Source organism: Actinokineospora baliensis, from assembly GCF_016907695.1.
In the GTDB taxonomy this organism is placed as follows: Bacteria; Actinomycetota; Actinomycetes; order Mycobacteriales; family Pseudonocardiaceae; genus Actinokineospora; species Actinokineospora baliensis.
Window position 1 is genome coordinate 7,008,684 of sequence record NZ_JAFBCK010000001.1, and the last position, 26,749, is coordinate 7,035,432.

Sequence of the window (26,749 nt, forward strand, 5' to 3'; positions counted from 1 at the left end):
GTAGCGCGAGCGCCTGGTCATCCACTTCGGAACGAGATCTTGATCGTCTACCCGGCGGGCGGGTTGTCAATGGTCGTACCAGAACTCGGGACGGTGGGGCTCGGTGGTGCGGGGTGGCGGGGTGGGACATAAAGTAAAGGCACTTGACCAGAGGAGAGGTGTTGGCCGCCGAGATTCCCGCCCTGTTGGCCATGGCGTTTCGCACCGTCATGGACGAGGTGCACGAGTTCCTTGCCGCGGAGGGGTTTGGTGATGTTCGGCCTGCGCATGGGTTCGTGTTCCAGTACCTCTCGCACCGTGCGGCGGGGGCGACGGCGGTTGAGCTGGGGGTGCACCTGGGGGTGACCAAGCAGGCGGCGGTCCAGTTGGTGGATGAACTCGAGGCGCGCGGCTACGTGGAGCGCAGGCCGCACCCGAGCGACCGTCGCAGCAGGATGGTGGTGTTGGCGCCGCGCGGGTGGGCTTGTGTGGCGAGCGTGGTGCGGCGCTGGAACGAGATCGAGGCGCGCTGGGTCGACCTGATCGGAGCCGATCAGGTCGACCGCCTGCGCGCCGATCTCCAGCGGATCGTCACCGCGTCCGGTCAGGCGGTGGCGTTGCGCCCGGTGTGGTGAGGCTCCCAGCGGTGCGCCTCGAACGGGGCGTCGAGCGGGGCCTCGGTCAACCGGTTGGCGAACGTGGACAGCGTGTACGTACCGACACCGAGCACCACGTCCAGGGCGTTGCGCTGGTCGTAGCCCGCGGCGAAGAACGCCTCCAGGTCCTCTGTGGACACCCCGCCGTTGGTCGCGAGGACCGCGGTGGTGAACTGCCGCAGCGCCTCGAGCTTGGCGTCGGCGAGCGGCTTGCCCTCGCGCAGCGCCCCGATGACCTCCCCGTCGACCGCCTGGCGGGTCATCGTCGCCGAGTGCAGCGCCACGCAGTAGTGGCACTCCACCCGGGTCGCGATCGCCATGATGACGACCTCGCGCTGCAGCGCGTCGAGCGACGACCGGTCGAACGCGGCCGTGTTGCCCATGAACGTCGCCAACAGCTCCGGCGACTCCGCGATCCGCGCGACGGGCGAGGGGATGAACCCGAACTTCTTCCGCGCACCCTCGACCATGGGCTTGGAACCCTCGGGCGCGGTCTCGACCGTGTGACTGACGAACGACATGCGGACCTCCTCCTAGTTGTCACCACGAAGGCTGCCGGCGCCCCCGGCAACTAGTCAAGTCGCTTGACTAGTTGGCGCTCCACCGAACGGCCTAATGCAGTCAAGTGGCTTGACCGTTTTGGTCGGGGTGGGTAGCTTCGTCATCGAGCGCGACAACGGTGCGCCGTTGGGGTGGTGGGACACCCCGAATGGCCGTACCTCCGCGCGGAGTTGAGCAACCGGGGGAAGTTCTCATCTACGGATAGTCATCTTCGAGCTGACCATGACGCGGTCCACGTCCCCGACATGGACGGTACGCACATCGCCGCGCGCCTGGGCGGGTTTCGCTCGTTCCTGCCGCGTCGCTGGTCGGTGCCCGCCTTCGATCACTGGGGAGTGAATGTGGAGCCGGTCCCGTTACACGCCTGGCTGCGGGGAGCAGTCGCTGACCTGCTCGACCGCCCGGCGGCCGAGGTCGATCCCGCCGCGCGGTTCGCCGAGCTGGGCCTGGACTCGCTGCGCGCGACGCAGCTGGCCGCGGCGCTCTCGCGCGAGCTGGGCGCGGCGGTGCCGGTCTCCGCACTGTGGGCCTACCCCTCGGTCGACGCCCTCGCCGCCTTCGCCCGCGACGGCGCGGCCGTGACCAGCACCGCTGTGACCAGCACCGCCGCGACCGCCGACGAGCCCATCGCGGTGATCGGCATGGCCTGCCGCTTCCCCAGCGCCGACGACCCCGAGGGATTCTGGGACCTGCTGCGCGACGGCGTGGACGCGGTGCGGCCGGTGCCCGCGCACCGCTGGCCGACCGATTCGGCGACCATGGCCACCGACCAGGCGGCGCTGCTGGCGCAGCCCCTGGACGAGTTCGACCCGCTGTTCTTCGAGATCTCGCCGCGCGAGGCCCAGGAGATGGACCCGCAGCAGCGGCTGTTCCTCGAGGTCGCCTGGGAGGCGCTGGAGAACGCCGGGGTCGCCGACGCGCGGCTGGCGGGGAGCCGGACCGGGGTGTTCGCGGGCGCGATCTGGCGGGACTACGCCGACCTGGCCGGGATCGACCCCGAGCGCACCGCCGTGCACTCGGCCACCGGGCGGGCCGTCAACATGATCGCCAACCGGGTGTCCTACGCGCTGGGCCTGCGCGGGCCCAGCGTCGTGGTGGACACCGCGTGCTCGGCCTCGCTGTTCGCGATCCACACCGCGTGCCAGAGCCTGCGGCTGGGCGAGTCGACGATGGCCGTCGCGGGCGGGGTGAACCTGCTGCTCAGCCCGGCCACCACGGTCGCGCTGACCCGCTTCGGCGGGCTGTCGCCCGACGGGCGCTGCAAGTCCTTCGACGCCCGCGCCGACGGCTACGGCCGCGGCGAGGGCTGCGGCGTCGTGGTGCTCAAGCCGCTGTCGCGCGCGTTGGCCGACGGCGACGAGGTCTGGTGCGTGATCGCGGGCTCGGCGGCGAACAACGACGGGCTCAGCAACGGCCTCACCGCGCCGAATCCGCTCGCCCAGCAGGAGGTCCTGCGCGACGCGTACGCGAACGCGGGTGTCGCGCCCGCCGACGTGCACTACCTGGAGACCCACGGCACCGGCACGCAACTGGGCGACCCCATCGAGGCGGCCGCGCTCGGCGCGGTGCTCGGCGCGGGTCGGGAGCGGCCGCTGGTGATCGGGTCGGTGAAGTCGAACATCGGCCACCTGGAGGGGGCGGCCGGGGTGGCCGGGCTCATCAAGGCCGCGCTGTGCCTGCGGCACCGGGAGATCCCGGGGAACCTGCACTTCGAGCGGCCGAACCCGCACATCGCCTTCGACGACCTCGGCCTGCGGGTCCCGGTCGCGGTGGAACCGTGGCCGCAGGACCGGCCCGCGGTCGCCGGGGTGAGCTCCTTCGGTTGGGGCGGCACGAACGTCCACGTCGTCCTGCGCGGTTGGTACGACCCGGTACCCGCGCCTCGACCGGTCGCCGCGCCGGTCGAGGCGCCCAGGGTGGCGTTCGTGTGCTCCCCGCACGGGCAGCAGTGGGCGGGCATGGGGCGCGACCTGTTCCGCGCCGAACCGGAGTTCCGCGCCGCGATCGTCGAGTGCGACGCCGCGCTCGCACCACACCTGGGGTGGTCGGTGCGGCAGCGGATGTTCGCGGCCGACGACGGCGCCGGTGACGCGGTCGACATCGCCCAGCCGATGGCCTTCGCGATCCAGTACGGCATCGCGCGCTGGCTGGACTCGTGCGGGATCCGACCCGACGCCGTGGTCGGCGCCTGCTTCGCCGAGATCACCGCGGCGGTGCTCGCGGGCGTACTCGACCTCGCCGACGGCGCGCGCCTGGTTCACCTCTACAGCAGCGCGCAGGCCCAGGTGGCGGGCACCGGCGGCGGCATGGCGGCCATCGAGCTGCCCGCGGTCGACCTGGCCCGCTTCACCGGGCCGGATGTCGTGGTCGCCGCCGAGTACGGACCCCGGTCGAGTGCGCTCTCCGGGTCGGCGAGCGCGCTCGGTGCGGTGCTCGACGTGCTCAAGGCCGAGGGTGTCCGGTGCGCGATGGTCCGCATCGACGTCGCGGTGCACAGCCCCCAGTTGGACCGCGCCCTCGCGCAGTTGCGGGCCGCGGACGTCCGGCCGCGGCCCGGCCGGATCCCGATGATCTCCACGGTCACCGGCGAACCGGTGGACTGGCGCGCGGTCGACGGCGACTACTTCGCCGAGAACCTGCGCAGCCCCATCCGGTTGCGCCCGGCCGTCGAGTGGCTCTCGGCGGGGCACGGCGTGTTCGTCGAGATCAGCGCCAACCCGATCTTGAGCAGTGCCCTGCGGCAGACCGTGCCGACCGCGGTGGCCACGATGAGCCGCGACGGTGCCGCCGACCCGTTGGGCGAGCTCGCCGCCCTCGGTCTCGGCGCACCCGCGGCCGAGCGGGACGTGCTGTTCACCCTCTCCGCCCGGAGCCTGCCCGCCCTGCGCGAACGCGCGTCCCGGGTGGCCACGACGATGACATCCCAGGCGACACCCGCCCCGGACACCCTGGCCGATTTCGCCGCCGCGTCGGCCAGGCGCGGCGACGGCGAGCACCGGTTGGCCGTCGTCGGCCGGTCGACGGCCGAGGTCGCGACCGCGCTGGCCGCGTTCGGGGCGGATGGGGCCGCCGCCGGTGTCCGCGTCGGTGCGGGCGGGACCAGGCCGAAGATCGCCTTCGTCTTCCCCGGTCAGGGTTCCCAGTGGCTGGGCATGGGCCGTGACCTGCTGCGCCACGAGCCCGCCTTCCACGCCGCGCTGCGCCGGGTCGACGCGGAGATCGCCGAGTACGCGGGCTGGTCGGTGCTCGACGAGCTGACCGGGCCCGGGTCCGCGATGGACCGGATCGACGTGGTGCAGCCCACCCTGTTCGCCGTCGAGGTCGCGCTGGCGCAGCTGTGGCGGTCGTGGGGGATCACCCCGGACGCCGTGGTCGGCCACAGCATGGGCGAGGTCGCGGCCGCGCACGTGGCAGGCGCGATCAGCCTGGCCGACGCGGTGCGGATCATCTGCGGGCGCAGCGCACTGCTGCGCGGGGTCAGCGGCCGCGGCGCGATGCTGGCCTGCGAGCTCACCGTGGCGCAGGCCAACTCTGTCCTCAGTGGATACGAGCACGCAGTCTCGGTCGCGGTGAACAACAGTCCATACGCGACGGTATTGTCCGGGGATCCCGATGCGCTGCGCGAGATCGCCGCCGGTCTGGCCAGCGACGGGGTCTTCCACCGCTGGGTCAAGGTCGACGTGGCCTCGCACAGCCCGCAGATGGACCCGCTGCGCGAGGACCTGCTCGAGCTGGCGCGGCCGGTCTCCCCCCGCCGCGGGCAGGTCCCGGTGTACTCCACGGTGACCGGTCGGGTCACCGATGGCGCGGACCTCGACGCGGGCTACTGGGTGGACAACCTGCGCGAGCCGGTGCTCTTCGGCGACCAGGTGCGCGCCCTGCTCGACGCCGGGACCACCGCGTTCGTGGAGATCAGCCCGCACCCGATCCTGCTGCCCGCGGTCGAGCAGGTCATCGCCGACGCGGGCGCGGTGGCCGAGGTGTTCCCGTCGCTGCGGCGCGCCGAGCCGGAGCGGGCCACCATGCTCGACTCCCTCGGCGGCCTGACCGTGCTCGGTGTGCCGTCGGCGGTGCGCACGCCCGGCAGGCTCGGCACGCGGTTGCCCGCCTACCCGTGGCAGCGGGAGCGGTACTGGCTCGACCACATCGGCGCACCGGGTGCGCCGCGCGGCGTCGGCGCCGGTGGTCACCCGGTGCTCGGTGAGCGGCTCGATTCCCCGATCGACCCCGGGACCTCGTACTGGCAGCGGGCGCACAACGAGGCCCTCGACGGCGCCGGGGTCATGGAGGTCGTGCTCGCCGCGGTGGCCGAGACCTTCCCCTCCGGGGTGGTGGAACTCGTCGACCTGACCGCGCGCCCGGTCGGACCCGGCCTGCTCCAGACCGTCGTCCTGCGCACCGGCGAGCACGCCACCGTCCGGGTGTTCGCCCGGGACGGCGCCGACACCACCGAGGTCGCCTCGGCGGCGGTCGAGGTCGTCCCGAGCGCGGGCACCGGACGCGCCGACATCGCGACCGCGTTCGCCTCGGCCCTGCGCGAGGTGGCCGGGGAGGGGTTCGGCTGCGAGCACATCGAACGCGTGCTCGTCCACCGGCGCGACGTGGCACCTGGACGGCCAGAGGCGCTGGTGCGGGGCGATGCGGCGGCCGCCGTGCGCGGCGCGGACCTGACCCTCGCCGACGTCGAGGGCGCACCGCTGGTGTGCGCGACCGGGATCACGTTGGCACGCAACGAGACCAGGGCAGCGGCCGACCCGGCTGGGATGTCCGCGCACGACGCGCTGTGCCTGCTCGACCTCGACGACCGGCCGTCCGCCGCCGAGCTGATGGTGCGCGAGTGCGTCGCCGAGGTGGCCAAGCTGCCCGCGGCGCGGATCGACCCGGACGGCCCGCTCAAGGCGCTGGGGATCGACTCGATCATGTCGCTGGAGCTGCGCAACCGGCTGGAGAAGCGGTTCGGCACCCGGTTGTCGGCCACCGTCGTCTGGAACTACCCGACCACCCGCGAGCTGGCGCCGATGCTGCTCGACCGTATCGGGGTGCCGGTCCGCTCGGCCGCCGAGCCGCTGGAGCTCGTCGCCGAGCCCGCGCCGGCCGCCGGTGGCCAGGGCCTGACCGCCGAGGAGCTGCTCGACCGCGAGATCGCCGAGCTACACCAGCGCTTGGAGACCATCTGAGATGAGTGACGCCCACCTGACCAAGGCGCTCGCCGCGATCCGCGACCTGCGCGCGAAGATCGACTCACTGGAGAACGCCAAGCGGGAACCGATGGCCATCGTCGGCATCGGCTGCAGGCTGCCAGGCGGGGTGCGCTCGCCGCGGTCGTTCTGGAGGTTGCTCGACCAGGGCCGCGACGCGATCTCCGAGGTCCCCGGCGACCGCTGGGACGTCGAGGAGTTCTACGCCGAGGACCCCGCGGTGCCGGGGCGGATGTCGCTGCGGCACGGCGGTTTCCTCGACGGTGTTGACGAGTTCGACCCCTACTTCTTCGGCATCTCGCCGCGGGAAGCGGAGCGGATGGACCCGCAGCAGCGGCTGTTCCTGGAAGTCGCGTGGGAAGCGCTGGAGGACGCCGGTCGCACCCGCGCGCAACTGCGCGGCAGCGCCACCGGCGTGTTCGTCGGCACGAACTGCACCGACTACCTGCACCTGCAGCTCGCCGACCCGACGGAGATCGACCCGTACACGATCATGGGCGGGCTCGCCTGCGCCATCCCGAACCGGCTGTCCTACCTGCTCGACCTGCGCGGGCCCAGCCTGAGCATGGACTCGGCGTGCTCGTCGTCGCTGGTCGCGGTGCACCTGGCGGTGCAGAGCCTGCGCAGCAGGGAGATCGACACCGCGGTCGTCGGCGGGATGAACCTCATCCTCTCGCCGATCGCGACCATGGCCCACGCCAAGGGCCTCCCCCTCGCCCCGGACGGTCGCTGCAAGACCTTCGACGCGCGAGCCGACGGCTACGTCCGCGCCGAGGGGGTCTCCGCGATCGTGCTCAAGCGGCTCTCCGACGCCGTGGCCGACGGCGACCGGATCTGGGCCGTGGTCAACGGCTCAGCGGTGAACCAGGACGGGCTCACCAACGGGCTGGCCGCGCCGAACGGGTTGGCGCAGCGCGATGTCATCGAGGCGGCGCTGCGAGCTGCGCGCGTCGAGCCCGCCCAGGTGACGCTGCTGGAGGCGCACGGCACCGGTACCTCGCTCGGTGACCCGATCGAGGTCGAGTCGCTCGCCGAGGTCTACGGCGGTGCGGGGCAGCCGTGCGCCCTCGGCTCGGTCAAGACCAACCTCGGTCACGTCGAGGCGGGCGCGGGCATCGTGGGGTTGATCAAGGCCGCGTTGAGCGTGCACCACCGCCGCATCGCGCCGAACCTGCACTTCGACTCGCTGAACCCGCACATCTCGCTCGAGGGCAGCAGGCTGTTCGTGCCGACGCGCAGTCGCGAGTGGACGGTCGACGACGAGCACAGGCACGCGGCGGTCAGCTCCTTCGGCGCGGGCGGCACCAACGCGCACGTGATCCTCGGCCCCGCGCCCGCCACCGACGCCGCGGAGCCGGTGGCCGCAGGGCCGTTCCTGGTCCCGTTCTCCGGCCGCACACCGCAGGCCCGCCAGGCCGCCGCCGCTGCCCTGCGCGAGCACCTGGCGGACGACCCGGCGCCGTTGCGCGACATCGCGTTCACCGCGGCCCGCAGGCGGACCCAGCACGAGCACCGCGGTGCCGTCCTGGCCGCGACGGCGCGGGAAGCCGTGGCGCGGCTGGACGAGTGGTCGGCGGGCGAGGGATCCGCCGCTGTCGTCACGGGGTCGACCACGGCGGGCATCGACCACGGCGTGGTGTTCGTCTTCCCCGGGCAGGGTTCCCAGCGGGCGGGGATGGGCCGCGAGCTGATGCGGCTGTGCCCGGTGTTCCGGGCCGCGGTCACCGAGGTCGACGAAGCCATGTGCCGCTACCTCGGGCACCCGGTCATGGCCGAGGTGTTCGCCGCCGACGACGAGCCGACCCGCATCGACTTCGTCCAGCCCGCGCTGTTCGCCATCGGCGTCGGACTGGCCGCGCGCTGGCGTTCGCTGGGGGTCGAACCCGCCGCGGTCGTGGGCCACAGCATGGGCGAGGTGGCCGCCGCGCACGTGGCGGGCGCGCTGTCGCTGGCGGACGCGGTGCGCGTCATCTGCGGTCGCAGCAGGCTGCTGCGCCGGGTCAGCGGACGGGGCTCGATGCTGGTCGTCGCGCTGCCGATGGCCGAGACCGACGCCCTGATCGAGGGCTACCGGGACCGGGTGTCGGTCGCGGTGTGCAACAGCCCCACCTCGACCGTCGTGTCCGGTGATCCCGCGGCGCTCGAGGAGATCGCGACCGCGCTGCGGGCCAGGAACGTGTTCTGCAAGCCGGTGCGGGTCGACGTGGCCTCGCACAGCCCGCAGATGGACCCGCTGCGCGAGGACCTGCTGGCCGAGCTGGACGCGATCACGCCGATGCGGGCCACCGTCCCGATCCTGTCCACGGTCACCGGACAGGTGTGCGACGGCACGGAGTTCGACGCCGGGTACTGGGTGCGCAACCTGCGCGAACCGGTGCTGTTCTGGGACGCGGTGACGCGGCTGATGGACACGGGCAACGGCGTGTTCGTCGAGATGAGCCCGCACCCGATCCTGCTCTCCGCGGTGGAGCAGGGCTTCGAGGCCACCGACCAGACCGGGGTGCTGATCCCGTCGATGCGCCGCGACGAGCCAGAGGACCGCGCGATGACGATGGGCTTGGCGGCGCTGCACTGCGCGGGGGTCGCCGTCGACCAGGACCTGCTGTTCCCGGCGTCCGGGCGGGTGGTGTCGCTGCCCGGCTACCCGTGGCAGCGGGAGCGCTTCTGGTTCCGCGAGTCGGGACCGCGCCACGTCCAGGGCGCGCCACTCCCCCAACTCCCAGCGGTCGCCCCAGCACCGGCGGTGCGCCCGCTGGTCGCCGACGGAGCTGTCCGGCGCGAGCAGGTCCACGACACCGTCCTCGACGCGGTCACCGCCGTGCTCAAGCTCGACCGGGCCCGCGTCGACCCGGGGGCCGGGTTCTTCCAGCTGGGCATGGACTCCTTGCTGGCGGCGCAGGTGCGTTCCCGCCTGGAGATCGTGTTCGGGCGCAAGCTGCCCGCGACGGTGATGTTCGAACACCCCACCTCCGACAGCCTGGCCGCCCACCTCGCGAGCCTGCTCGACCCGACCGGCACGCCCGCGCCGGAGCCCGCGGCCACCCGCGTGGCCGAACCGGTGGCCGAGCCGCTCGCCGACGACCTGACCGAAGCCGAACTCCTGGCCATCCTGGCCGACGAGGTGCGCGCCGCACGCGCAGCAGGGAGCACCAGATGACCGCGCCCGAGACCGACGACCGGCACCAGTTGCTGGTGCAGAGCGTGGTGGAGATCCGCAAGCTGCGCGCGCGGATCGCCGAGGCCGAGCTGGCCAGGTCCGAGCCGATCGCGATCGTGGGCATGGCCTGCCGGATGCCCGGTGGTGCCGACACCGCGGCGTTCTGGGAGCTCCTGCGCTCCGGCGGCGACGCGATCACCGAGGTACCGGATTCCCGCTGGGACACCGGGAAGTTCTACGACCCGGCACCCGATGCACCTGGGCGGACCTGCACCAAGCGCGCGGGACTGCTGTCCGATGTGGACCAGTTCGACGCGCCGTTCTTCGGTATCTCGCCCAAGGAGGCGGCCACCCTCGACCCGCAGCAGCGGCTGGTGCTGGAGGTCGGCTGGGAAGCGCTGGAGGACGCCGGGATCCGGCCGGACGACCTCGCCGGGAGCAGGACCGGGGTGTTCCTCGGGGTCACCAACAACGACTACGGCCAGCTGCAGGTCCAGCAGGTCGACCCGGCCGAGCTGCGGGCGCACGCGTTGACCACCAACGCCTCCACCTTCGCCGCGGGCAGGCTGTCCTACTGGCTCGGCCTGTCCGGGCCGAGCATGTCGGTGGACACCGCGTGCTCGTCCTCCCTGGTCGGCCTGCACCTGGCCTGCCAGAGCCTGCGCTCGGGCGAGACGTCCATGGCGCTGGCGGGCGGGGTCAACGTCCTGCTCTCGCCGGAGTGGTTCGTGGTGCTGTCCAAGGCGGGCATGCTCGCCCCGGACGGGCGCTGCAAGACCTTCGACGCCGCCGCCGACGGCTACGTGCGCGGCGAGGGGTGCGGCGTGGTCGTGCTCAAGCGGCTGTCGGACGCGCAGCGCGACGGCGACCGGATCTGGGCAGTCGTGCGCGGTTCCGCCGTCAACCAGGACGGGCGCAGCAGCGGCGTCACCGTGCCCAACGCTGCGGCCCAGCGTGCCGTCATCGGTGAGGCGCTGACCGCGGCGGGTGTGCGGGCCGACCAGGTCGGCTACGTCGAGGCGCACGGCACCGGCACTCCCCTGGGCGACCCGATCGAGCTGCGCGCGCTCGACGCCGTCCTCGGCGACCGCGCGGGCGGCGACCCGGTCTTGGTCGGGTCGGTCAAGACCAACATCGGCCACCTGGAGCCCGCGGCGGGGATCGCCGGGCTGATCAAGGCCGCCCTCGCGCTGCACCACGGCGAGATCCCGGCGCACCTGCACCTCACCGAGGTCAACCCCGAGATCGGCATCGAGGACCTCGCGCTGCGCATCCCCACCGCGCTCACCCCGTGGCCGCGCGGGCCCGAGCCGAGGGTGGCGGCGGTGAGCTCGTTCGGCGCCAGCGGCACCAACGCCCACGTCGTCCTCGCCGAGGCGCCGCTGGCCGATCCCCCGGACAGGACCGTTCCCGAGCGCGCCGCGCACCTGCTGACCTTGTCGGCGAAGTCGCTGCCCGCGCTGACGGCCCTGGCCGAGCGCTACCGCGACCGGCTCGCCCGGACCGCCGATGACGAGCTCGCCGATGTCTGCCGGACCGCCAACACCGGTCGCGCCACCTTCGCGCACCGGCTCACCGTGGCGGGGGCGACCCCGAAGGAGATGCACGTCGCGCTCACCGAGGTCACCGCTGGTGCGACGGTGTCGGCCGCCCGCCAGGGATACGTGCCAGCCGGGAGTCGGACCGATGTGGTGTTCCTGTTCACCGGGCAGGGCGCCCAGTACGCGGGCATGGCGGGTGAGCTGGACGCGACCGAGCCGGTGTTCCGGGCCGCCCTCGACGAGTGCGACGCGGTCCTCGCGCCACTGCTCGGCAGGCCGCTGCGGTCGGTGCTCGACCCGCAGGAGGTCGGTCTTGTCGACCAGACCCGCTACACCCAGCCCGCGCTGTTCGCCGTGGAGTACGCGCTGGCTCAGCTCTGGCGGTCCTGGGGCGTCGAGCCCGCAGCAGTGCTGGGCCACAGCGTCGGCGAACTCGTGGCCGCGTGCGTCGCGGGCGTGCTCGACCTGCCCGACGCCGCGCGGCTGGCCGCCCGCCGGGGCGCGCTCATGCAGGACCTGACCACCGGCGGCGCCATGGCGGCTGTGTTCGCGAGCTCCGAGCGGGTCCAGCCGCTGATCTCCGACATCGCCGACCTCGCCCTCGCGGCGGTCAACGGGCCGGAGAGCGTCGTGATCTCCGGGGCGGAGGAGGCAGTCGCCGCGGCGGTGGCGCTGCTGGCCGAGCAGGGCGTCCGCACCAAGCCGATCACCGTCAGCCGGGCGTTCCACTCACCGCTGATGGACCCGATGCTCGACGCGTTCGAGGCCGAGGCATCCACTGTGGACTTCCAGGCGGCGCGGATCCCGCTGGTGTCGAACCTCGACGGCGGTGTGCTGCGCGGCGAAGGTGTGTACAGCGCCGAGTACCTGCGCGCGCACGTGCGCAGGCCGGTCGACTTCCACGCGGGCATGCGCACCCTGTTCGACCTCGGGTACCGGACCTTCGTGGAGATCGGGCCCGCGCCGACGCTCACGGGCATGGCGAAGCGGTTCGCCCCCACGGACGAGCCGATGACGTTCCTGCATTCGCTGCGACCCCAGCACAGTGACGCCCAGGTGATGCTGGAGAGCCTCGGGGCGCTGCACGTCGCCGGGGTCGCGGTCGACTGGGCGGGCTTCGAGGCGGGTCGGGCCCGCACCCGCGTCGACGTGCCGCTCTACCCCTTCCAGCGCTCGCGGCACTGGTTCACCCCCAGCGCGCCGCCCACCGCGGCGGCCGCGCCCGCCGCGCCCACGGGGTTGCTCGGCAGGCGCGTTCCCTCGCCCCTGGACCTGGTCCAGTTCGAGTCCGTGCTCGACGCCGCCGCGCACCCGTGTCTTGGCGACTGCGTGGTCGACGGCCTACCGGTGATCAATATCGGGGTGTACCTGGAGGCGGCGTTCGCCGCAGCGGTCGAGCTGGTCGGTCCGGGACCTGCCGCCGTGCGCGACTGCCTTGTGCTGCAGAGCCTGGTGCTCGACCACGACGAGCGCACCGCCGTCCACCTCGTCGTCGAACCGACGACCGACGGTGGGCACTCGTTCGACTACTACGGCGAACACGCGGGCGACTGGGTGCGGCACGCGCGCGGATTTGTCCACACTGGACCGCAGGACTCCCGCACCGCCGACTTGGACGCCATCAGGGCGCGGCTCGCGGACGAGACTTCGGGGGCGGACTTCTACCGCGCGATGTGGCGTCGTCGGGTCTACCTCGGCGCGGCGGCGCAGTGGATCGAGCACATCCACCACGTGCCGGGCGAGGCGCTCGCCCGCATGCGCGTGCCCGGGCCGCGCGAGTGCGACCCGTACCTGCTGCACCCCGGGCTGACCGACGCCATGTTCCAGGCGCTGTTCTCCTGCCTGCCAGAACGAACCCCGTCCGACGCGGTGTTCATGCTCGTCGGCGTGGAACGGTTCGCCTTCCACGGCTACGACCCCGACCAGACGCTCTACACCCACGTCGTGCTGCACCCGGCCGCCGACCCGACCGCGATGCTCAACGCCACGGTCCGCCTGGTCGACGCCGCGGGCAACCCGGTCGCCGAGGCCGAGGGCGTCTACCTCAAGCGCGCGCAGCGGTCGAGCATGCTGCGCACCCAGGCACCCGCCGAGGCCGTGCCAGCCGCCCGTCGTCCTCTCCCCGCCAGCCCCAAGGCGACCGGGTCCACAGCGTCCATTTCGGACTCACGGACGGATCTGCTTGCCACCTCGCCCGTGGACCGGCCAGGCAAGGTGACGGCCGTGCTGGCCGCGGTGGTCGGCCGCGCGCTCGGTGCCCGCGCCGAAGACCTCGACGTGCACGAACCGCTGCCCAACCTGGGGTTGGACTCGCTGATGGCGTTGGAGGTCAAGGACGCGCTGTCGGCGGAGTTGGGGATCGCGCTCCCGCTGGTGGCGTTCCTGGAGGGGCGCAGCATCACCGGCCTCGGCGAGGAGGTCCTCGGCCTGCTGGGTGCGCCGACCGAGCCCACCGAGCACGCCGGGAGCCCGCGACCCGCTGCCCTGGTGGCCGACCGGGACAACCGCCACGAGCCGTTCCCGCTCACCGACCTGCAGCAGGCCTACCTGGTCGGTCGGTCAGGGGCCTTCGAGCTCGGCGACGTCTCCACCTACTTCTTCCTCGAGGTGGACGTCGAGGTCGACCTCGACCGGCTGCAGTCCGCGCTGCGCACGATGATCATCCGGCACGACCAGCTCCGCGCCGTGGTCAGCCAGGAGGGCTGGCAGCGGGTGCTGCCCGAGGTTGAGGACTACGTCATCGCGGTGACCGACCTGAGCGGCGCCGCGGACCAGTCCAGCCGGCTCGCCGAGATCCACCGCGAGCTCGAGGACCAGGTGTTCGACACCGCCACCTGGCCGCTGTTCGACGTGAGGGCCACCCGGCTCGACGACACGACCACCAGACTCCACATCGGACTCGACGCGCTGATCATCGATGCCTGGAGCACGTCGCTGCTGTTCAAGGAGTGGGCGGCGACCTACCGGGGTGAGGTCGACTCGCTGCCCGAGCTGGAGATCACCTACCGCGACTACGTGACCGCGGCCGCCGAGATCGACAGCCCAGCCGCCCGTGACTACTGGAAGGAGCGGATCGCCACCCTGCCGCCCGCTCCTGAGTTGCCGCTCGCGGTCAGCCCGGCCTCGATCGGCACGCCGCGGTTCACCCACCGCTCCACCCGGCTCGATCCGGCCACGTGGTCGGCGTTCAAGCGCAATGCCCAAGAGCACGGCGTCACCGCGTCCGCGGCGTTGGCCACCGCTTACGCCCAAGTGCTCGCGGCGTGGAGCAAGTCGAGTGACTTCACCCTCAACGTGCTGTTCTTCAACCGGGTCCCGCTGCACCCGCAGGTCCCCGACGTGGTCGGCAACTTCAGCGCCACAACGCTTCTGGAGGTGCACAGCGCGGCCGACGAAGCGTTCGCCGCGCGGGCCGACCGCGTGCAGCGGCAGCTGTGGACGGACCTGGAGCACAGCGCGGTGTCCGGCGTTGAGGTGCTGCGCGAGCTGAACCGGACACGCGGTACCTCGGGTGCCGCGGGCATGCCGGTCGTGTTCGCGAGCATGGTCAACTTCTCGGCGCGCGACGACGAGCCCGCCGCCACCGGGTTGGCCCAGCACCTGGCCGGGCTCAGCCCGCGCGGTCGCGAGGTCTCCAGCTCCATCCGCACGCCCCAGGTGTGGCTCGACCACCAGGTGGTCGAGGACATGGGGGCGCTGCTGGTCAACTGGGACGTCGTCGAGGCGCTGTTCCCCGAGGGGGTGGTGGCGGCGATGTTCGCCGCCTACGTCGAGGTGCTGCACGAGCTGAGCGAGGACCCGGCGGCATGGCGGCGCCCGGCGCCGGTCCTGGTCCCGCCCGCCGACCTGGCCGTGCGCGCCCGGGCCAACGCGACCGACGCCGACCTGCCCACCGGGCTGCTGCACGGCCCGTTCCTCGAGCGCGCCGCCGCCCGGCCCGACGACGTCGCCGTGCTCGCCGCCCGCACCCTGACCTACGGGGACCTCGACGCGCGGTCCAACCAGGTCGACCGGTGGCTGCGGGCCAACGGGGTCACCCCCGGCGCGCTCGTCGCGGTGGTGATGGACAAGGGGTGGGAGCAGGTCGTGGCCACCCTCGGTGTCCTCAAGGCCGGGGCCGCCTACGTGCCGGTCGACGCGGGGGTGCCCGCCGAGCGGCTGCGCACGCTGCTGGAACTCTCCGGTGCCGCGGCCGTGCTGACCCAGTCCGCGGTCGAGCGCCAGATCCGGTGGCCCGAGGGCACGGTCCGGCTCAGCGTCGACCTCGACTCGGCCGAGAGCACCGAACCGCTGCCCGCCACCGCCGTCGCCCCGCGCGACCTGGCGTACGTGATCTTCACCTCCGGCTCGACCGGGACGCCCAAGGGCGTGATGATCGAGCACGCCGCGGCGCTCAACACCATCCACGACGTCAACGACCGGTTCGGGATCACCGCCGCCGACCGCGTGCTCGGCCTGTCCGCGCTGAACTTCGACCTGTCGGTCTACGACGTGTTCGGCGCCCTCGCCGCGGGTGCCGCGGTGGTGCTGCCCGAGCCCTCGGCCCTGCGCGAGCCCGCTAGGTGGGCAGAGCTGGTGACCGAACACCGGGTCACGGTGTGGAACAGCGTGCCGACGCTGATGGAGATGTTCACCGAGCACGCGCTGGCCGCAGGACTCACCGACCTCCCGGTGCGCGTGGTGATGATGAGCGGGGACTGGATCCCGGTCACCCTGCCCGGCCGCATCCGCACCCTGCTGCCGCAGGCCGGTGTGTGGAGCCTCGGCGGTGCCACCGAGGCGGCGATCTGGTCGATCCTGTACCCGATCGGGGACGTCGACCCGGGCTGGACGTCGATCCCCTACGGCACCCCGATGCGCAACCAGCGGTTCCACGTGCTCAACGACGCCATGCGCCCGTGCCCGACCTGGGTTCCCGGGCAGCTCTACATCGCGGGCGTCGGCCTGGCCCGCGGCTACCTCGGCGACCAGGCGCGCACCCGGGCGAGCTTCGTGCGGCACCCGGTCACCGGCGAACGGCTCTACCGCACCGGCGACCTGGGCCGGTACCTGCCGGACGGCACCATCGAGTTCCTCGGCCGCGAGGACTTCCAGGTGAAGGTCAACGGGTTCCGGATCGAACTGGGCGAGGTCGACGCGGCACTGCTGCGCAGGCCCGGCATCCGCGCCGCGGTCGCGGCCGCGGTGGGCGAACGGCACGCCAAGCGGCTGGTCGCCTACGTCGTGGGCGATGCCGTCGACGAAACCGACCTGCTCGCCGGACTACGCGCTGAACTCCCCGAGTACCTCGTGCCCTCGCGGGTCGTCGCGCTCGACTCGCTCCCCCTCAGCGCCAACGGCAAGGTCGACCGCGCCGCGCTGCCCGCGCCGGACGCCACACCGGTCGGGGCAGCGGGCACCGGCCCGCGCGACGCGGTCGAGGTCCGCCTCGCCGAGATCTGGGCCGAGTTCTTCCCCACCGCCGAGATCGGCGTCGACAGCCACTTCTTCGCGCTGGGCGGGGACTCGCTGCTCGCCGTCCGACTGATGTCGAGAGTCCGAAGTGGACTGGGCCGGTCGCTCCCGCTGGCCACCCTGTTCGCCAGGCCCACCATCGCCCAGCTCGCCGAGGCGCTGCGCGGCGCGGCCCAGCACGACCGCCGCGCGCTGGTGCCGATCCGAACGACCGGGCAGCAGACGCCGCTGTTCTTCGTGCACCCCGTCGGCGGCGATGTGCTGTGCTACTCGGCCCTGGCCGAACTGCTCGGTCCCGACCAGCCGTTCCACGGGCTGCAAACCCCCGACGAGCCGCCTGCCTCGCTCTCGGCGATGGCCGCGCACTACGTCGAGGCGATCACCGCGGTCCACCCCGGCCCGTACCGGCTCGGCGGCTGGTCGATGGGCGGGGTACTGGCCGTGGAGATCGCCCGCCAACTGGCCGAGGCGGGCCGTGCGGTCGAGTTCGTGGCGGTGGTCGACCTGGTGGAGGCACCCGGCTCCGGGCAGGAGGTCGACGAGTCGGCGCTGCTGTCCTGGTTCGCCCGGGACCTCGCGGGCCTGGCGGGCCGCGACTGGACACCCGCCGGATTCACCTCCCTGCGGGAGTTCTACGACCGAGCTCGCGCGGAATCCGTTCTGCCGCACGACATCGACTTCGACACGCTCACCGCCATCGTGGACCGCTTCTCGCACAACAGCCGCGCCTTGCTGGCCCACCGGCCGCGCCCGTACCCGGGTCCAGTCCTGGTGTTGCGCGCCCGCCACGGCGCGACCACCGAGGTCACCTCGGCGTGGCTGGCCCTGTTCGGCCCCGGCAGCGAGGTGGTCGACCTCGAGGGCGACCACTACAGCGTGATGCGGCCGCCGCTGCTGGCCGCGTTGGCCGACCGGCTGCGCACGGCACTGCCGCCGTGCGGGGGGACCACCGGTACCGACGAGGAGGCCAGCAGCTAGCCGAGAACCCGCTTCGCCCGAGGTCAACCAGAGAACCCAGTCGTCCCAGGAGGACACACCCGATGAGCCAGTTCGTCGCACACACCCCCGAGACCGCCCCAGCGAGCTCGAAGCCCATGGTCGAGGGCTCGCTGAAGAAGTTCGGCTACGTCCCCGCACCGGTGGCCAACATGGCCACCTCGCCGGATCTGCTGGGCACCTTCATGGGCAACATCGGCGCCTTCGACAAGACCACGCTCACCGCCATGGAGCGCGAGGTCGTCATCATGGCGATGGCCACCCACGTCGAGTGCCACTACTGCGTCGCGATGCACTCCACCATGCTGGCCGGGCAGGACGTCGAGGCCGACGTCATCGACGCGCTGCGCGAGCGCGAGCCGCTGGCCGACGACAGGCTGGAGGCCATCCGCCGGTTCGCCATCGCCGTGATCACCAAGCACGGCGGCGTCGCCCCCGAGGAGCTCGCGGCGTTCCTCGACGCGGGCTACACCCGGCGCAACGCGCTGGAGGTCGTGCTGGGCATCGGCACCTACACCATGTCGACCTTCGCCAACCGGCTCACCGGCGCGAAGCTCGACGCCGCGTTCGAGAACTACCGCTGGGAAGGGCACTCGGCGCACTAGTTCGGTTCACGGGCGGTCCCAGCACTGGGACCGCCCGCTCACACAACAAAGTCCGCACCACGGGGGGAACCCATGAACAGCAACAGAATCCGCAAGATCCTCTTATCGGTGGCCCTGCTCGCCTCCGGCGCCACCGCGTGCACCGCGGCGGCCGCCCAGGACTCGGGGCACGACGGCCACGGCAACAACGGCATCATCGTGGAGAACCGCGCGTCCCTGGGTGACGGCTACGTGCAGACCGTCTACTCGAAGTCGTCCAACGGCGCCCCGACGATGATCGGCATCACCGTGGACGACGCGGCCGCCCGGTCGATGCCGACCCTGCCGCTGCACGACGGCAACACCTGCTTCGACAAGGACGCCAACGGCACCGTCGACCCCGTGTCGGAGTGCAAGAGCGGGCACGAGCGGGTGCTGTGGTTCCCGAAGCTGCAGGGCCTGCCCTTCCAGTGGATGATGTTCAACTGGCAGCCCGGCGGGCACGGGCCGGAGCACGTGTTCGACAAGCCGCACTTCGACCTGCACTTCTTCATCCAGGACTACTACGCGCGCAACGCCATCCGCACCGGCCCGTGCGGCGCGGTGCTGATCAACTGCGTCGACAACGACAAGGCGCTGCGCCCGGTCCCGGACCCGTACAACCCGATCGGCTTCGGCGCCCCCGGCGCGGCGGGCCGGATGGGCAACCACATCGCCGACCTGAGCGCACCGGTGCTCAACGGCGGCCCGTTCACCCAGGCCTTCGTCTACGGCACCTACGACGCGCACATCACCTTCTGGGAGACCGTCTTCGCCACCGACTGGCTCAAGACGACCAAGCCCGTGCGCGACTGCATCCCGCTGAAGTGGGCACCGCAGGTCGAGCAGAGCGGCTTCTACCCGCGCCGGTCCTGCGTGAGCTACCGCCAGCGCGAGCGCGACTACCTGATGACACTCGAGGACTTCGCCTACCGCACCGCACCCGCAGGCGCCGTGGCGCCCAAGTGGGAACAGAGCAGCACTGTTGCGCCCGGCGCCCCCGAGCACCACGGCCACGGCACCGGCTGACCGGACGCCCACACTGCCAACCCGACGAGAGGACAACAGTGACCGCTGATCAGACACCGGCCGCCGTGCAGCGCCGCGCGGTCGCGGGTCTGTTCGCGAGCCAGCTCGTCGGCGGGGTCGGGTTGGGCATCGGGATCGCGGTCGGTGTGCTGTTCGCGGCCCGGCTGGTCGGTCCGTCGCAGGCCGGGCTCGCGGGCAGCGCGATGGTGGTCGGCTCTGCCCTCCTGGCCCCGGTGGGGGCCGCGCTCATGCGGACCCGGGGCAGGCGGGTCGGGCTGGCCGCGGGCTACCTGGTCGGGGCGGTGGGCGCGGCGCTGCTCACCACCACGGCCGCCACCGGCTGGGTGGCCCTGCTCTACCCCGCGATGTTCTGCTTCGGCGGCGCCACGACGTCCAACTTCCAAGCCCGCTTCGCCGCCACCGACCTGGCGGACCGGGCAGGCCGTGGCCGCGCACTGTCCACAGTGGTGTGGGCGACCACCGTCGGCGCGGTGACGGGCCCAGCGATCTCAGCCGCGGTCGACTCCCTGTTCCGGGGATGGCACGCCGCGGTGATGGTGGGCCCCTTCGTGCTCAGCGGCCTGACCTTCCTCACCGCCGCGCTCATCGTGCTGGTCGTCCTGCGCCCCGACCCCCTGTTGCTGGCCCGCGAACTGGGACTCGCGGGCGACCGCCCCGCGGTCGGCATCCGCGCGGCCCTGCGCACACTGCGAACGCGCCCACCCGCCCGCCTCGGTCTGCTGGCGGTGGTGACCGGACACCTCGTCATGGTGTCGCTGATGTCAATGACCCCGGTCCACCTCGACCACGGCAGCCTGGGCGTGGTCGGCCTCGTCATGAGCACCCACCTCGCGGGCATGTTCGGCCTCTCCCCCCTCGTCGGCTGGCTGGGCGACCGCTTCGGCAGGCGTCCGCTGCTCGCCGCGGGCGCCGCGGGCCTGCTCGCCGCCTGCCTGCTCGCCGCGGCCGTCCCGCACGACCCCGCCCTGCTGACGGTCGCCCTGGGCCTGCTTGGCCTGTCCTGGAGCGCAACCCTCATCGGCGGCTCGACGCTGCTCACCGAGTCCCTCCCCGCGGAAGTCCGCCCGGCCGCACAAGGCCTCACCGACCTCCTGATGGGCCTCGCGGGCACCGCGGGCACCGCAGTGGCAGGCATCGTCCTGGCCCAGGCGGGCTACCCGGCCCTAGCCCTGTCCTGCGCCGCCGCGGTGGTCGTACTCACCACGACCGCCATCGTCCACACCAGCTGAGCCGGGGTTCACGGGCTCAGCCCGGCTCTGGCGGTCCAGTCGGAACGGTCAGCGCGGGAAATGGGCGGCCAGCGCGCGCAGGGTCGCCTGCTCGTGCTCGGCCAGGTAGAAGTGGCCGCCGGGGAGGGATTGGGCGGTGAAGGTGCCCGCGGTGACCGCCGACCACGACAGGAGGTCGTTGTGGCTGACGTCCGGGTCGTCGGCGCCTCCTAGGGCCAGGAGCGAGGCTTGGACGGCGAGGGCCTGGGGACGCAGGTAGGTCTGGCTGAGCCGGTAGTCGGCGCGGATGGTGGGCAGCAGCAGCTCCACCAGGTCCGGAGCCTCCAGCAGCGGCGCGAAGGACCCGTTGACCCGCTTGACGTCGGCGAGCAGCTCGGCGTCGGGCAGGGTGTGCGCCTGGTGCGGATCCCGGTGGTGCGGGGCGATCGAGCCGGAGGCGACGAGCAGGTCCACCACCGGGCCGTGGCGGCGCTCCAGTTCCACGGTCAGCTCGTAGCCGACCGAGGCGCCCATGCTGTGCCCGAACACGACCAGCGGCTCACCCGCGTACGGGGCGAGGGCGTCGGCGATCGGGTTCACCAGGTCCTCGATGCGGGTGGCCGGTGGCTCGGCCAAGCGGTCCTGCCTGCCCGGGTACTGCACGGCCAGCACGGCGACGTCGTCGGGCAGTTCGGTGGGCCAGGTGCGGTAGGCGTGCGCGGTGCCGCCCGCGTGCGGCAGGCAGAGCAGGCGCAGCCGGGGGCGGGCCACGGTGTTGCACGGGCGCAGCCAGCGGGTCGCCGGGCTGGTGGTGGCGGGCATGGGATGTCCCCTTTCCGAGATCCGGCTCCAGTGGGCACCACCGGGCTACGCGACCGCTATATCCGTTCCACAGCAGACGATTGGGCCCGCGCCCGTCCTGGGTGGACGGGCGCGGGCCGGGGTGGGGGGTGACGGGACCCGGGGGCGGAGGAGCGGGGGGATCGCCCTCCACCGGTCCCCGCCACCCCCTGGGCGGCCCGCCGCGGGGAAGCGGCGGGCGGGTCAGGCGCGGCGGGTCCGGATGGACCGCCAGGTCATCAGCACGCTGGCGGCCACGGCCAGCGCCAAGCAGGCGACGACCACGAACACCACGGTCGCCCAGTCCATCTGCAACGACACCGGGGTCGCGGTGGCCTCCGCGAGCCCCGAAGCCATGGCCGCCAACGGGGGGATGGTCACCAGCAGCCCCAGCAGGGTTCCGATGCCGACCACCACCGTCGTCTCCCAGGTCACCAACCGCAGCACCTGGCGGACGGTGGCGCCAGCCGACTTGAGCACCCGGAAGTCCGGGCGCCTGGCCTGGGCGCTCATCGCGGTGGTGTTGGCGACCGCGATGCCGGTGTAGCCGACGGCGACCACGATCAGCACGATGGCGAACTGCAGCAGCAGCCGGTTCTCCTTCTCGTACTTGGCCAGCGCGTAGGTCTCCGCGTCGTGGATCCGGGCGCCCGGTCCGACCGAGGCCGGTGCCTGGGCCTGTTGGATGAAGATCGAGTCGGTCATCGCCGACCCGTCGTGCGCGCGGACCAGGGCGCGGGCCATCACGAAGTCGCCGCGGGCCGGGTCGTCCGGCTGGACCGAGGCGATGGTCAACGACTCGTCGCGACCGTCGACGAACCGGACGTCGACCCGCTGCCCGGCTTTCCAGTCGAACTTCGCCGCCAGCGAGGTGGACACGACGGCGCCACCGCGGTCGGCGTACTTCGGGTCGGCGTTGCCCACCCCGTCGACCACGGTCCGGCCGTACCCGGGCCGGTCGAGGAAGATCCGGGTCGGCAGCGACGAGCGACCCACCCCGACCTGGCCGACAGCGGTGTCGGTGAGCCCGGGGGCGCCATCGGGCACCACAACCGACAGGCCGCGCAGCTTGGCGGTCTCCCCGGCCGGGTAAGCGCTCTGCATGGTGGTGACCATGCCGCTGAGCAGCACGGCGAACCCGACCGTGGCGATGATCGGCGCCGCGGTGGACGCGGTGCGCCGGGCCGCGGTGATCAACTCGGCGCGCACCACCACCGGTCCGGCCCCCTTGGCCCGGCGCGCGGGCCAGGTGACCAACCGCACCAGCGGCCCGATCACCACCGGCGCCAGCATCGCCGCCGCCACGGTCAGCACCATCGCGGTCGCCAGGGCCATGTTGACCCGGTCATCGGCCGAGGCGCCCGCGGTCAGCACCGACAGCAGCACCCCGACCCCGAGCGCGCCACCGCCGAAGAGCCAGCGGCCCCTGGTCATCGGCCGCTTCTCCACCTGCGAGTCGCGCAGCGCCTCCATCGGCACCACCTTCGCCGCGCGGTGGCTGGCCGCCCACGCGCCGAGCACCGCCACCGCCAGCCCGATCAGCACCGACACGGCCAGCGGCCAGAACGCCACCTCCACCACGAAGTCCGGTGTGGACACCCCGATGGCCAGCAGCAGCTCGCCCATCAGCGGCGCCAGCACCACCCCGAGGACCGCCCCGGCGACGGCACCGGCCGCGCCGACGAACACCGCCTCGCCCAGGATCATCCGGCGGATCTGGCGGGGCGCGGCGCCGATGGTGCGCAGCAGGCCGATCTCCCTGCGGCGCTGGGCGGCGCCGAGCGCGAAGGTCGCGGCCACCACGAACACGGTCACGAACCCGCCGAGGATCGCCATGGCCGAGATCAGCTGGGTGCCCAGCCACCGGGTGTGCGAGATGTACTCCGGCTCGAGCACCGAACGCCCCGCACCGGTGACGACCTCACCCGAGGACCCCACCACCCCCTCGGCCGCGTCCCGCACGTCCGACGCGGAGGCACCCGGGCGCAGCAGCAGACCGATGGCGCGGACACCGGGCGAGATCGACCTGGCCTCGGCGTCGCTGAGGTAGAACCCCGGTCCGTTGACGGTGCCCACGACCCGCAGGTCACGCTGGCCGGTCGCGGTGAGCACCGGCAGAGTCGAACCGACCCGGGCGCCGAAGGCGTCGTCCACGACGACCTCCCCCACCGCGGTGGGGGCCCGCCCGGAGGCCAGGCCGTAGGGCGCCAGCGACGCGCTGGACCAGCCGTGCCCGGCGCCCTCGGCGTTCGGGTCGGCGACGGGGTGCCCGTCCCGGACGGCTTGCAGGTAGAAGCCGCGGTCCTCGACCGCGGCCGACACCCCGTCGAGCGACCCGAGCCTGCCCGCGAGCTCGGCCGCGGCTTCGTCGCTCCACGGCATGCGGTCGCTGGTGGAACCGCTGAGGTTCACCGAGGCGCTGGCCACCGCCAGCACCGGCGTACCGCCGACCCGCGGCGGCACCTTCGGCGAGGACGAGATGAACACCAGCAGGGTGGTCGTGATCAGCGCGATCCCCAGGGCGATCGCGCTGAACGCGCCGAGGAAGCTCGACCAGCGGTCCCTGACGTTGGCTGCGGCGAGCATCAGGACTCCAACCTGGCCATGTGACCCGCGATGGCCGCCGGGTGCGAGTTGCGGTGCTCCGGCGGCAGGACCAACTGGTCGGCGATCCGCCCGTCCTTGAGGAACACCACCCGGTCGGCGTAGGAGGCGGCCACCGGGTCGTGCGTCACCATGATCACCGTCTGGGCGTGCCGGTCGACGATGCCGCGCAGCAGCCGCAGCACCTCCCGCGAGGTCGTGGTGTCGAGCGCGCCCGTCGGCTCGTCGGCGAAGAGCACGTCCGGCCGGGTGATCAGCGCGCGGGCCAGCGCGACCCGCTGCTGCTGGCCGCCGGAGAGCTCGCCGGGCCGGTGGTGCACCCGGTCGGCCAGGCCGACCTCGGCCAGCGCGGCCAGCACGTCGGCGGGCGCGGCTCGCTTGCCCGCGAAGCGGACCGGCAGTTCGACGTTCTGCGCCGCGGTCAGCGACCCGACCAGGTTGAACGCCTGGAAGACGAACCCGATGTGGTCGCGGCGCAGCACGGTGCGGGCGGTCTCGTCGAGTGCACCGATGTCGGTGCCCGCGACGACGACCTTGCCCGAGGTGGGTTGGTCCAGACCGGCCGCGCACTGCAGCAGGGTGGACTTGCCGGATCCGGACGGACCCATGATGGCGGTGAAGGTCCCGCGCAGGAAGCCGATCGACACATCGTCCAGCGCCGTGACGGCGTGGTCGCCAGTACCGTAGACCTTCCGCGCGGACCAGAGCTGAACCGCTTCCACAGCGGTCGCTTTCGTAGTGGAGGTCATGGTGCACATTCCAGTGCGGCGAGGGGGGTCGGCGCACTGGCGCCAGCGCGAGTCATGAGCTAGTGCCTGCACTACCGCGGTGACCGGTGCCCATGCCCTACGGTCGGACCGTGCTCCCCCGTACCGCCTGGCAGGCGATGGCTCAGAAGCCGCTGAGCTTCGTGACCTCGCCGTGGCCGTGGCGCGCCCTGCTGTACCTGGCCTCGGGGGTGGCCCTGGGGGCCGCGACGCTGGCGGTCATCGCCGTGCTGGCCACCACGGGGACGATGTTGCTGGTGGTGGGTGTGGGGGCCGTGGTGCTGTGCGCGACGGTGTTCTCCGGCATCTACGTCGCCCGGTTCGAGCGGTGGCGGCTGCGGCTGGTCGACCTGGACCCGGCGCCGGACCCGCACCAGTCCCCCGCCGCGCCCGGTCTGCGCGGCTGGTTCCAGACCAGGCTGCACGAACCGGTGACGTGGCGCGAGCTCGGCTACACCGCCGTGTCGATGATCGCGCTGTGGTGGCTGGACGCGGGCGTGCTGCTGTTCGCGCTCGGCGCTCCGGTGCTCACCGCGATGTCGCCGCTGGACGACCCGTCCGCGTGGCCGTGGGTCATCGTCGCGGTGGCGCTGGTGCCCTCCGCGCCCTACACGATCACCGCGTGGGCGGGCTGCCGGGCGGCGCTGACCCGCGCCATCCTCGCCCCCCGCGACAACGAGCTCGGCGACCAGCTCACCGAGATCACCCGGTCCAGGGCGCGGCTGGTCGACGCGTTCGAACTCGAGCGCGGCCGCATCGAACGCGACCTGCACGACGGCGCCCAGCAGCGGCTGGTCACGCTCAGCATGACGCTGGGCATGGCCCGCCTGGACCTCGAGCCGGGCTCCGCGGTCGACCGGCAGCTGGAACTGGCCCAGGAACAGGTGTCGCTGACCCTGGGCGAGCTGCGCGACCTCATCCGCGGCGTGCACCCGCAGGTCCTGGTGGACAGCGGCCTCACCGCGGCCGTCGAGGACATCGCCACCCGCTTCGCCATCCCGGTCGAGGTCGACCTGCAGCTGCCGGTCCGGCTGCCGCGCGACGTGGAGCTGGCGGGCTACTTCCTGATCACCGAGGCGCTGGCCAACATCGCCAAGCACAGCCGGGCCACCCAGGCGGCCATCCGCGGCCGCCTGCTCACCGACCTGTTCGTGCTGGAGGTCAGGGACAACGGCGTCGGCGGCGCCGACTCCTCGGCGAGCACCGGTCTGACCGGCCTCGCCGACCGCGTCGCGGTGCTCAACGGCAGGCTGCGCGTGTCCAGTCCCCCCGGCGGGCCAACCCTGCTCCACGTGGAGATCCCATGTCGCTTCGCATAGTCGTCGCCGAGGACTCGCTGCTGATGCGCGACGGACTCGTCAACCTGCTCACCCGCTTCGGCCACCGGGTGGTCGCCGAGGCCGCCGACGCCGACGAGCTGCTCGAGGTCGTCCGCGACGACGTCCCCGACCTGATCGTCACCGACGTCCGGATGCCCCCCGGCCGCGCCGACGACGGCCTGCGCGCCGCGGTCACCCTGCGCAGCACCCACCGCGGACTGCCCGTCCTGGTCCTGAGCCAGTACGTCGAGCAGTCCTACGCCGCCCGCCTCCTCGACTCCGACGGCGGCCACGCCGTCGGCTATTTGCTCAAAGACCGCATCGGCGCGGTAACGGATTTCGTGGCCGCCGCCGAAAAGGTGGCCACCGGCGGAACGGTCGTCGACCCGGAAGTCATCCGGCAGATGTTACAGCGCCGCCACGATCCACTCAGCCGAATAAGCGCGCGGGAGCGGGAAGTGCTCGCACTGATGGCGGAAGGCCGGTCCAACGCGGCCGTCGCCCGCGCTCTCACGGTCACAGAAGCCGCGGTGAACAAGCACGTCAGCAACATCTTCACCAAGCTGGACCTCCCCGTAGCCCCCGACGACCACCGCCGCGTACTCGCCGTTCTGACCTATTTGCGAGCCTGAGCGGCGCCGACCTTCGCCCGACGAGCGGTTCGACGTCGTCACGGCCCCTGCGGGAATCCGATGCTGACAACCGAAGACCGCAGCTGGTGTCCCACTCGCCCCGTGATCGGTTCGGCGCGCGTCCCCGCCCCCACCCGGGTGTGCGTCCGGATGAGACCATGATC

13 protein-coding genes are annotated in these 26,749 nt (G+C 72.7%); 9 read left to right on the forward strand and 4 right to left on the reverse strand.

Going from position 1 to position 26,749, the window contains the following annotated elements; all coding sequences use genetic code 11:
* Nucleotides 1-143 precede the first annotated feature (143 nt).
* A complete protein-coding gene (locus JOD54_RS31045; RefSeq protein WP_239573565.1) occupies nt 144-614 on the forward strand; it encodes a MarR family winged helix-turn-helix transcriptional regulator in 471 nt (156 codons plus the stop codon).
* Here the strand turns inward: JOD54_RS31045 and JOD54_RS31050 are convergent.
* Nucleotides 584-1,156, reverse strand: coding sequence for a carboxymuconolactone decarboxylase family protein (locus JOD54_RS31050; RefSeq protein ID WP_204455486.1), 573 nt, complete (start codon nt 1,154-1,156; stop codon nt 584-586). The two genes, JOD54_RS31045 and JOD54_RS31050, sit on opposite strands and share 31 nt — an antisense overlap.
* A gap of 381 nt (nt 1,157-1,537) precedes the next feature.
* On the opposite strand from JOD54_RS31050, the gene JOD54_RS31055 reads away from it, so the two are divergent.
* From JOD54_RS31055 to JOD54_RS31080, 6 genes are all read left to right on the forward strand, one after another.
* A complete protein-coding gene (locus tag JOD54_RS31055) occupies nt 1,538-6,373 on the forward strand; it encodes a type I polyketide synthase (RefSeq protein ID WP_204455487.1) in 4,836 nt (1,611 codons plus the stop codon).
* Between the two features lies 1 nt (nt 6,374).
* Nucleotides 6,375-9,551 carry a type I polyketide synthase gene (locus JOD54_RS31060; RefSeq protein ID WP_204455488.1) on the forward strand — a complete coding sequence of 1,059 codons (3,177 nt, stop codon included), beginning with the start codon at nt 6,375-6,377 and terminating at the stop codon, nt 9,549-9,551.
* The gene (locus tag JOD54_RS31065) at nt 9,548-17,524 is read left to right on the forward strand and encodes a hybrid non-ribosomal peptide synthetase/type I polyketide synthase (protein WP_204455489.1); all 7,977 of its coding nucleotides are present in this window, start codon (nt 9,548-9,550) and stop codon (nt 17,522-17,524) included. The genes JOD54_RS31060 and JOD54_RS31065 overlap by 4 nt, the downstream gene beginning before the upstream one ends.
* A gap of 62 nt (nt 17,525-17,586) precedes the next feature.
* A complete protein-coding gene (locus JOD54_RS31070; RefSeq protein WP_204455490.1) occupies nt 17,587-18,147 on the forward strand; it encodes a carboxymuconolactone decarboxylase family protein in 561 nt (186 codons plus the stop codon).
* 72 nt (nt 18,148-18,219) lie between these two features.
* Nucleotides 18,220-19,194 (forward strand): hypothetical protein, encoded by a 975-nt coding sequence (locus JOD54_RS31075; protein WP_204455491.1) that lies wholly within the window; start codon nt 18,220-18,222, stop codon nt 19,192-19,194.
* A gap of 38 nt (nt 19,195-19,232) precedes the next feature.
* Nucleotides 19,233-20,444 (forward strand): MFS transporter, encoded by a 1,212-nt coding sequence (locus JOD54_RS31080; protein ID WP_204455492.1) that lies wholly within the window; start codon nt 19,233-19,235, stop codon nt 20,442-20,444.
* 48 nt (nt 20,445-20,492) lie between these two features.
* Here the strand turns inward: JOD54_RS31080 and JOD54_RS31085 are convergent, their stop codons facing one another.
* The 3 genes from JOD54_RS31085 to JOD54_RS31095 all read right to left on the reverse strand — a co-directional run bounded on the left by JOD54_RS31085 (nt 20,493) and on the right by JOD54_RS31095 (nt 24,616).
* Nucleotides 20,493-21,245, reverse strand: coding sequence for a thioesterase II family protein (locus tag JOD54_RS31085; protein ID WP_204455493.1), 753 nt, complete (start codon nt 21,243-21,245; stop codon nt 20,493-20,495).
* Nucleotides 21,246-21,467: 222 nt separating this feature from the next.
* Entirely contained in the window at nt 21,468-23,849 is a 2,382-nt protein-coding gene (locus tag JOD54_RS31090; RefSeq protein ID WP_204455494.1) for an ABC transporter permease, read from the reverse strand.
* Nucleotides 23,849-24,616 (reverse strand): ABC transporter ATP-binding protein, encoded by a 768-nt coding sequence (locus JOD54_RS31095; RefSeq protein ID WP_204455495.1) that lies wholly within the window; start codon nt 24,614-24,616, stop codon nt 23,849-23,851. Before JOD54_RS31095 ends, JOD54_RS31090 begins: the two co-directional genes overlap by 1 nt.
* Nucleotides 24,617-24,726: 110 nt before the next feature.
* Here JOD54_RS31095 and JOD54_RS31100 point away from each other — a divergent pair, with 110 nt between their 5' ends.
* Together JOD54_RS31100 and JOD54_RS31105 are read left to right on the forward strand one after the other, a co-directional pair.
* Nucleotides 24,727-25,953 carry a sensor histidine kinase gene (locus tag JOD54_RS31100; RefSeq protein ID WP_204455496.1) on the forward strand — a complete coding sequence of 409 codons (1,227 nt, stop codon included), beginning with the start codon at nt 24,727-24,729 and terminating at the stop codon, nt 25,951-25,953.
* Nucleotides 25,938-26,585 (forward strand): response regulator transcription factor, encoded by a 648-nt coding sequence (locus JOD54_RS31105; RefSeq protein WP_204455497.1) that lies wholly within the window; start codon nt 25,938-25,940, stop codon nt 26,583-26,585. The genes JOD54_RS31100 and JOD54_RS31105 overlap by 16 nt, the downstream gene beginning before the upstream one ends.
* The last annotated feature ends 164 nt before the right edge of the window (nt 26,586-26,749 follow it).

Coding starts and splice junctions, on each gene's coding strand:
- JOD54_RS31070 (WP_204455490.1), top strand. CDS start 17,587: ATGAGCCAGTTCGTCGCACACACCCCCGAGACCGCCCCAGCGAGCTCG.
- JOD54_RS31065 (WP_204455489.1), top strand. CDS start 9,548: ATGACCGCGCCCGAGACCGACGACCGGCACCAGTTGCTGGTGCAGAGC.
- JOD54_RS31090 (WP_204455494.1), bottom strand. CDS start 23,849: ATGCTCGCCGCAGCCAACGTCAGGGACCGCTGGTCGAGCTTCCTCGGC.
- JOD54_RS31050 (WP_204455486.1), bottom strand. CDS start 1,156: ATGTCGTTCGTCAGTCACACGGTCGAGACCGCGCCCGAGGGTTCCAAG.
- JOD54_RS31060 (WP_204455488.1), top strand. CDS start 6,375: ATGAGTGACGCCCACCTGACCAAGGCGCTCGCCGCGATCCGCGACCTG.
- JOD54_RS31075 (WP_204455491.1), top strand. CDS start 18,220: ATGAACAGCAACAGAATCCGCAAGATCCTCTTATCGGTGGCCCTGCTC.
- JOD54_RS31085 (WP_204455493.1), bottom strand. CDS start 21,245: ATGCCCGCCACCACCAGCCCGGCGACCCGCTGGCTGCGCCCGTGCAAC.
- JOD54_RS31105 (WP_204455497.1), top strand. CDS start 25,938: ATGTCGCTTCGCATAGTCGTCGCCGAGGACTCGCTGCTGATGCGCGAC.
- JOD54_RS31095 (WP_204455495.1), bottom strand. CDS start 24,616: ATGACCTCCACTACGAAAGCGACCGCTGTGGAAGCGGTTCAGCTCTGG.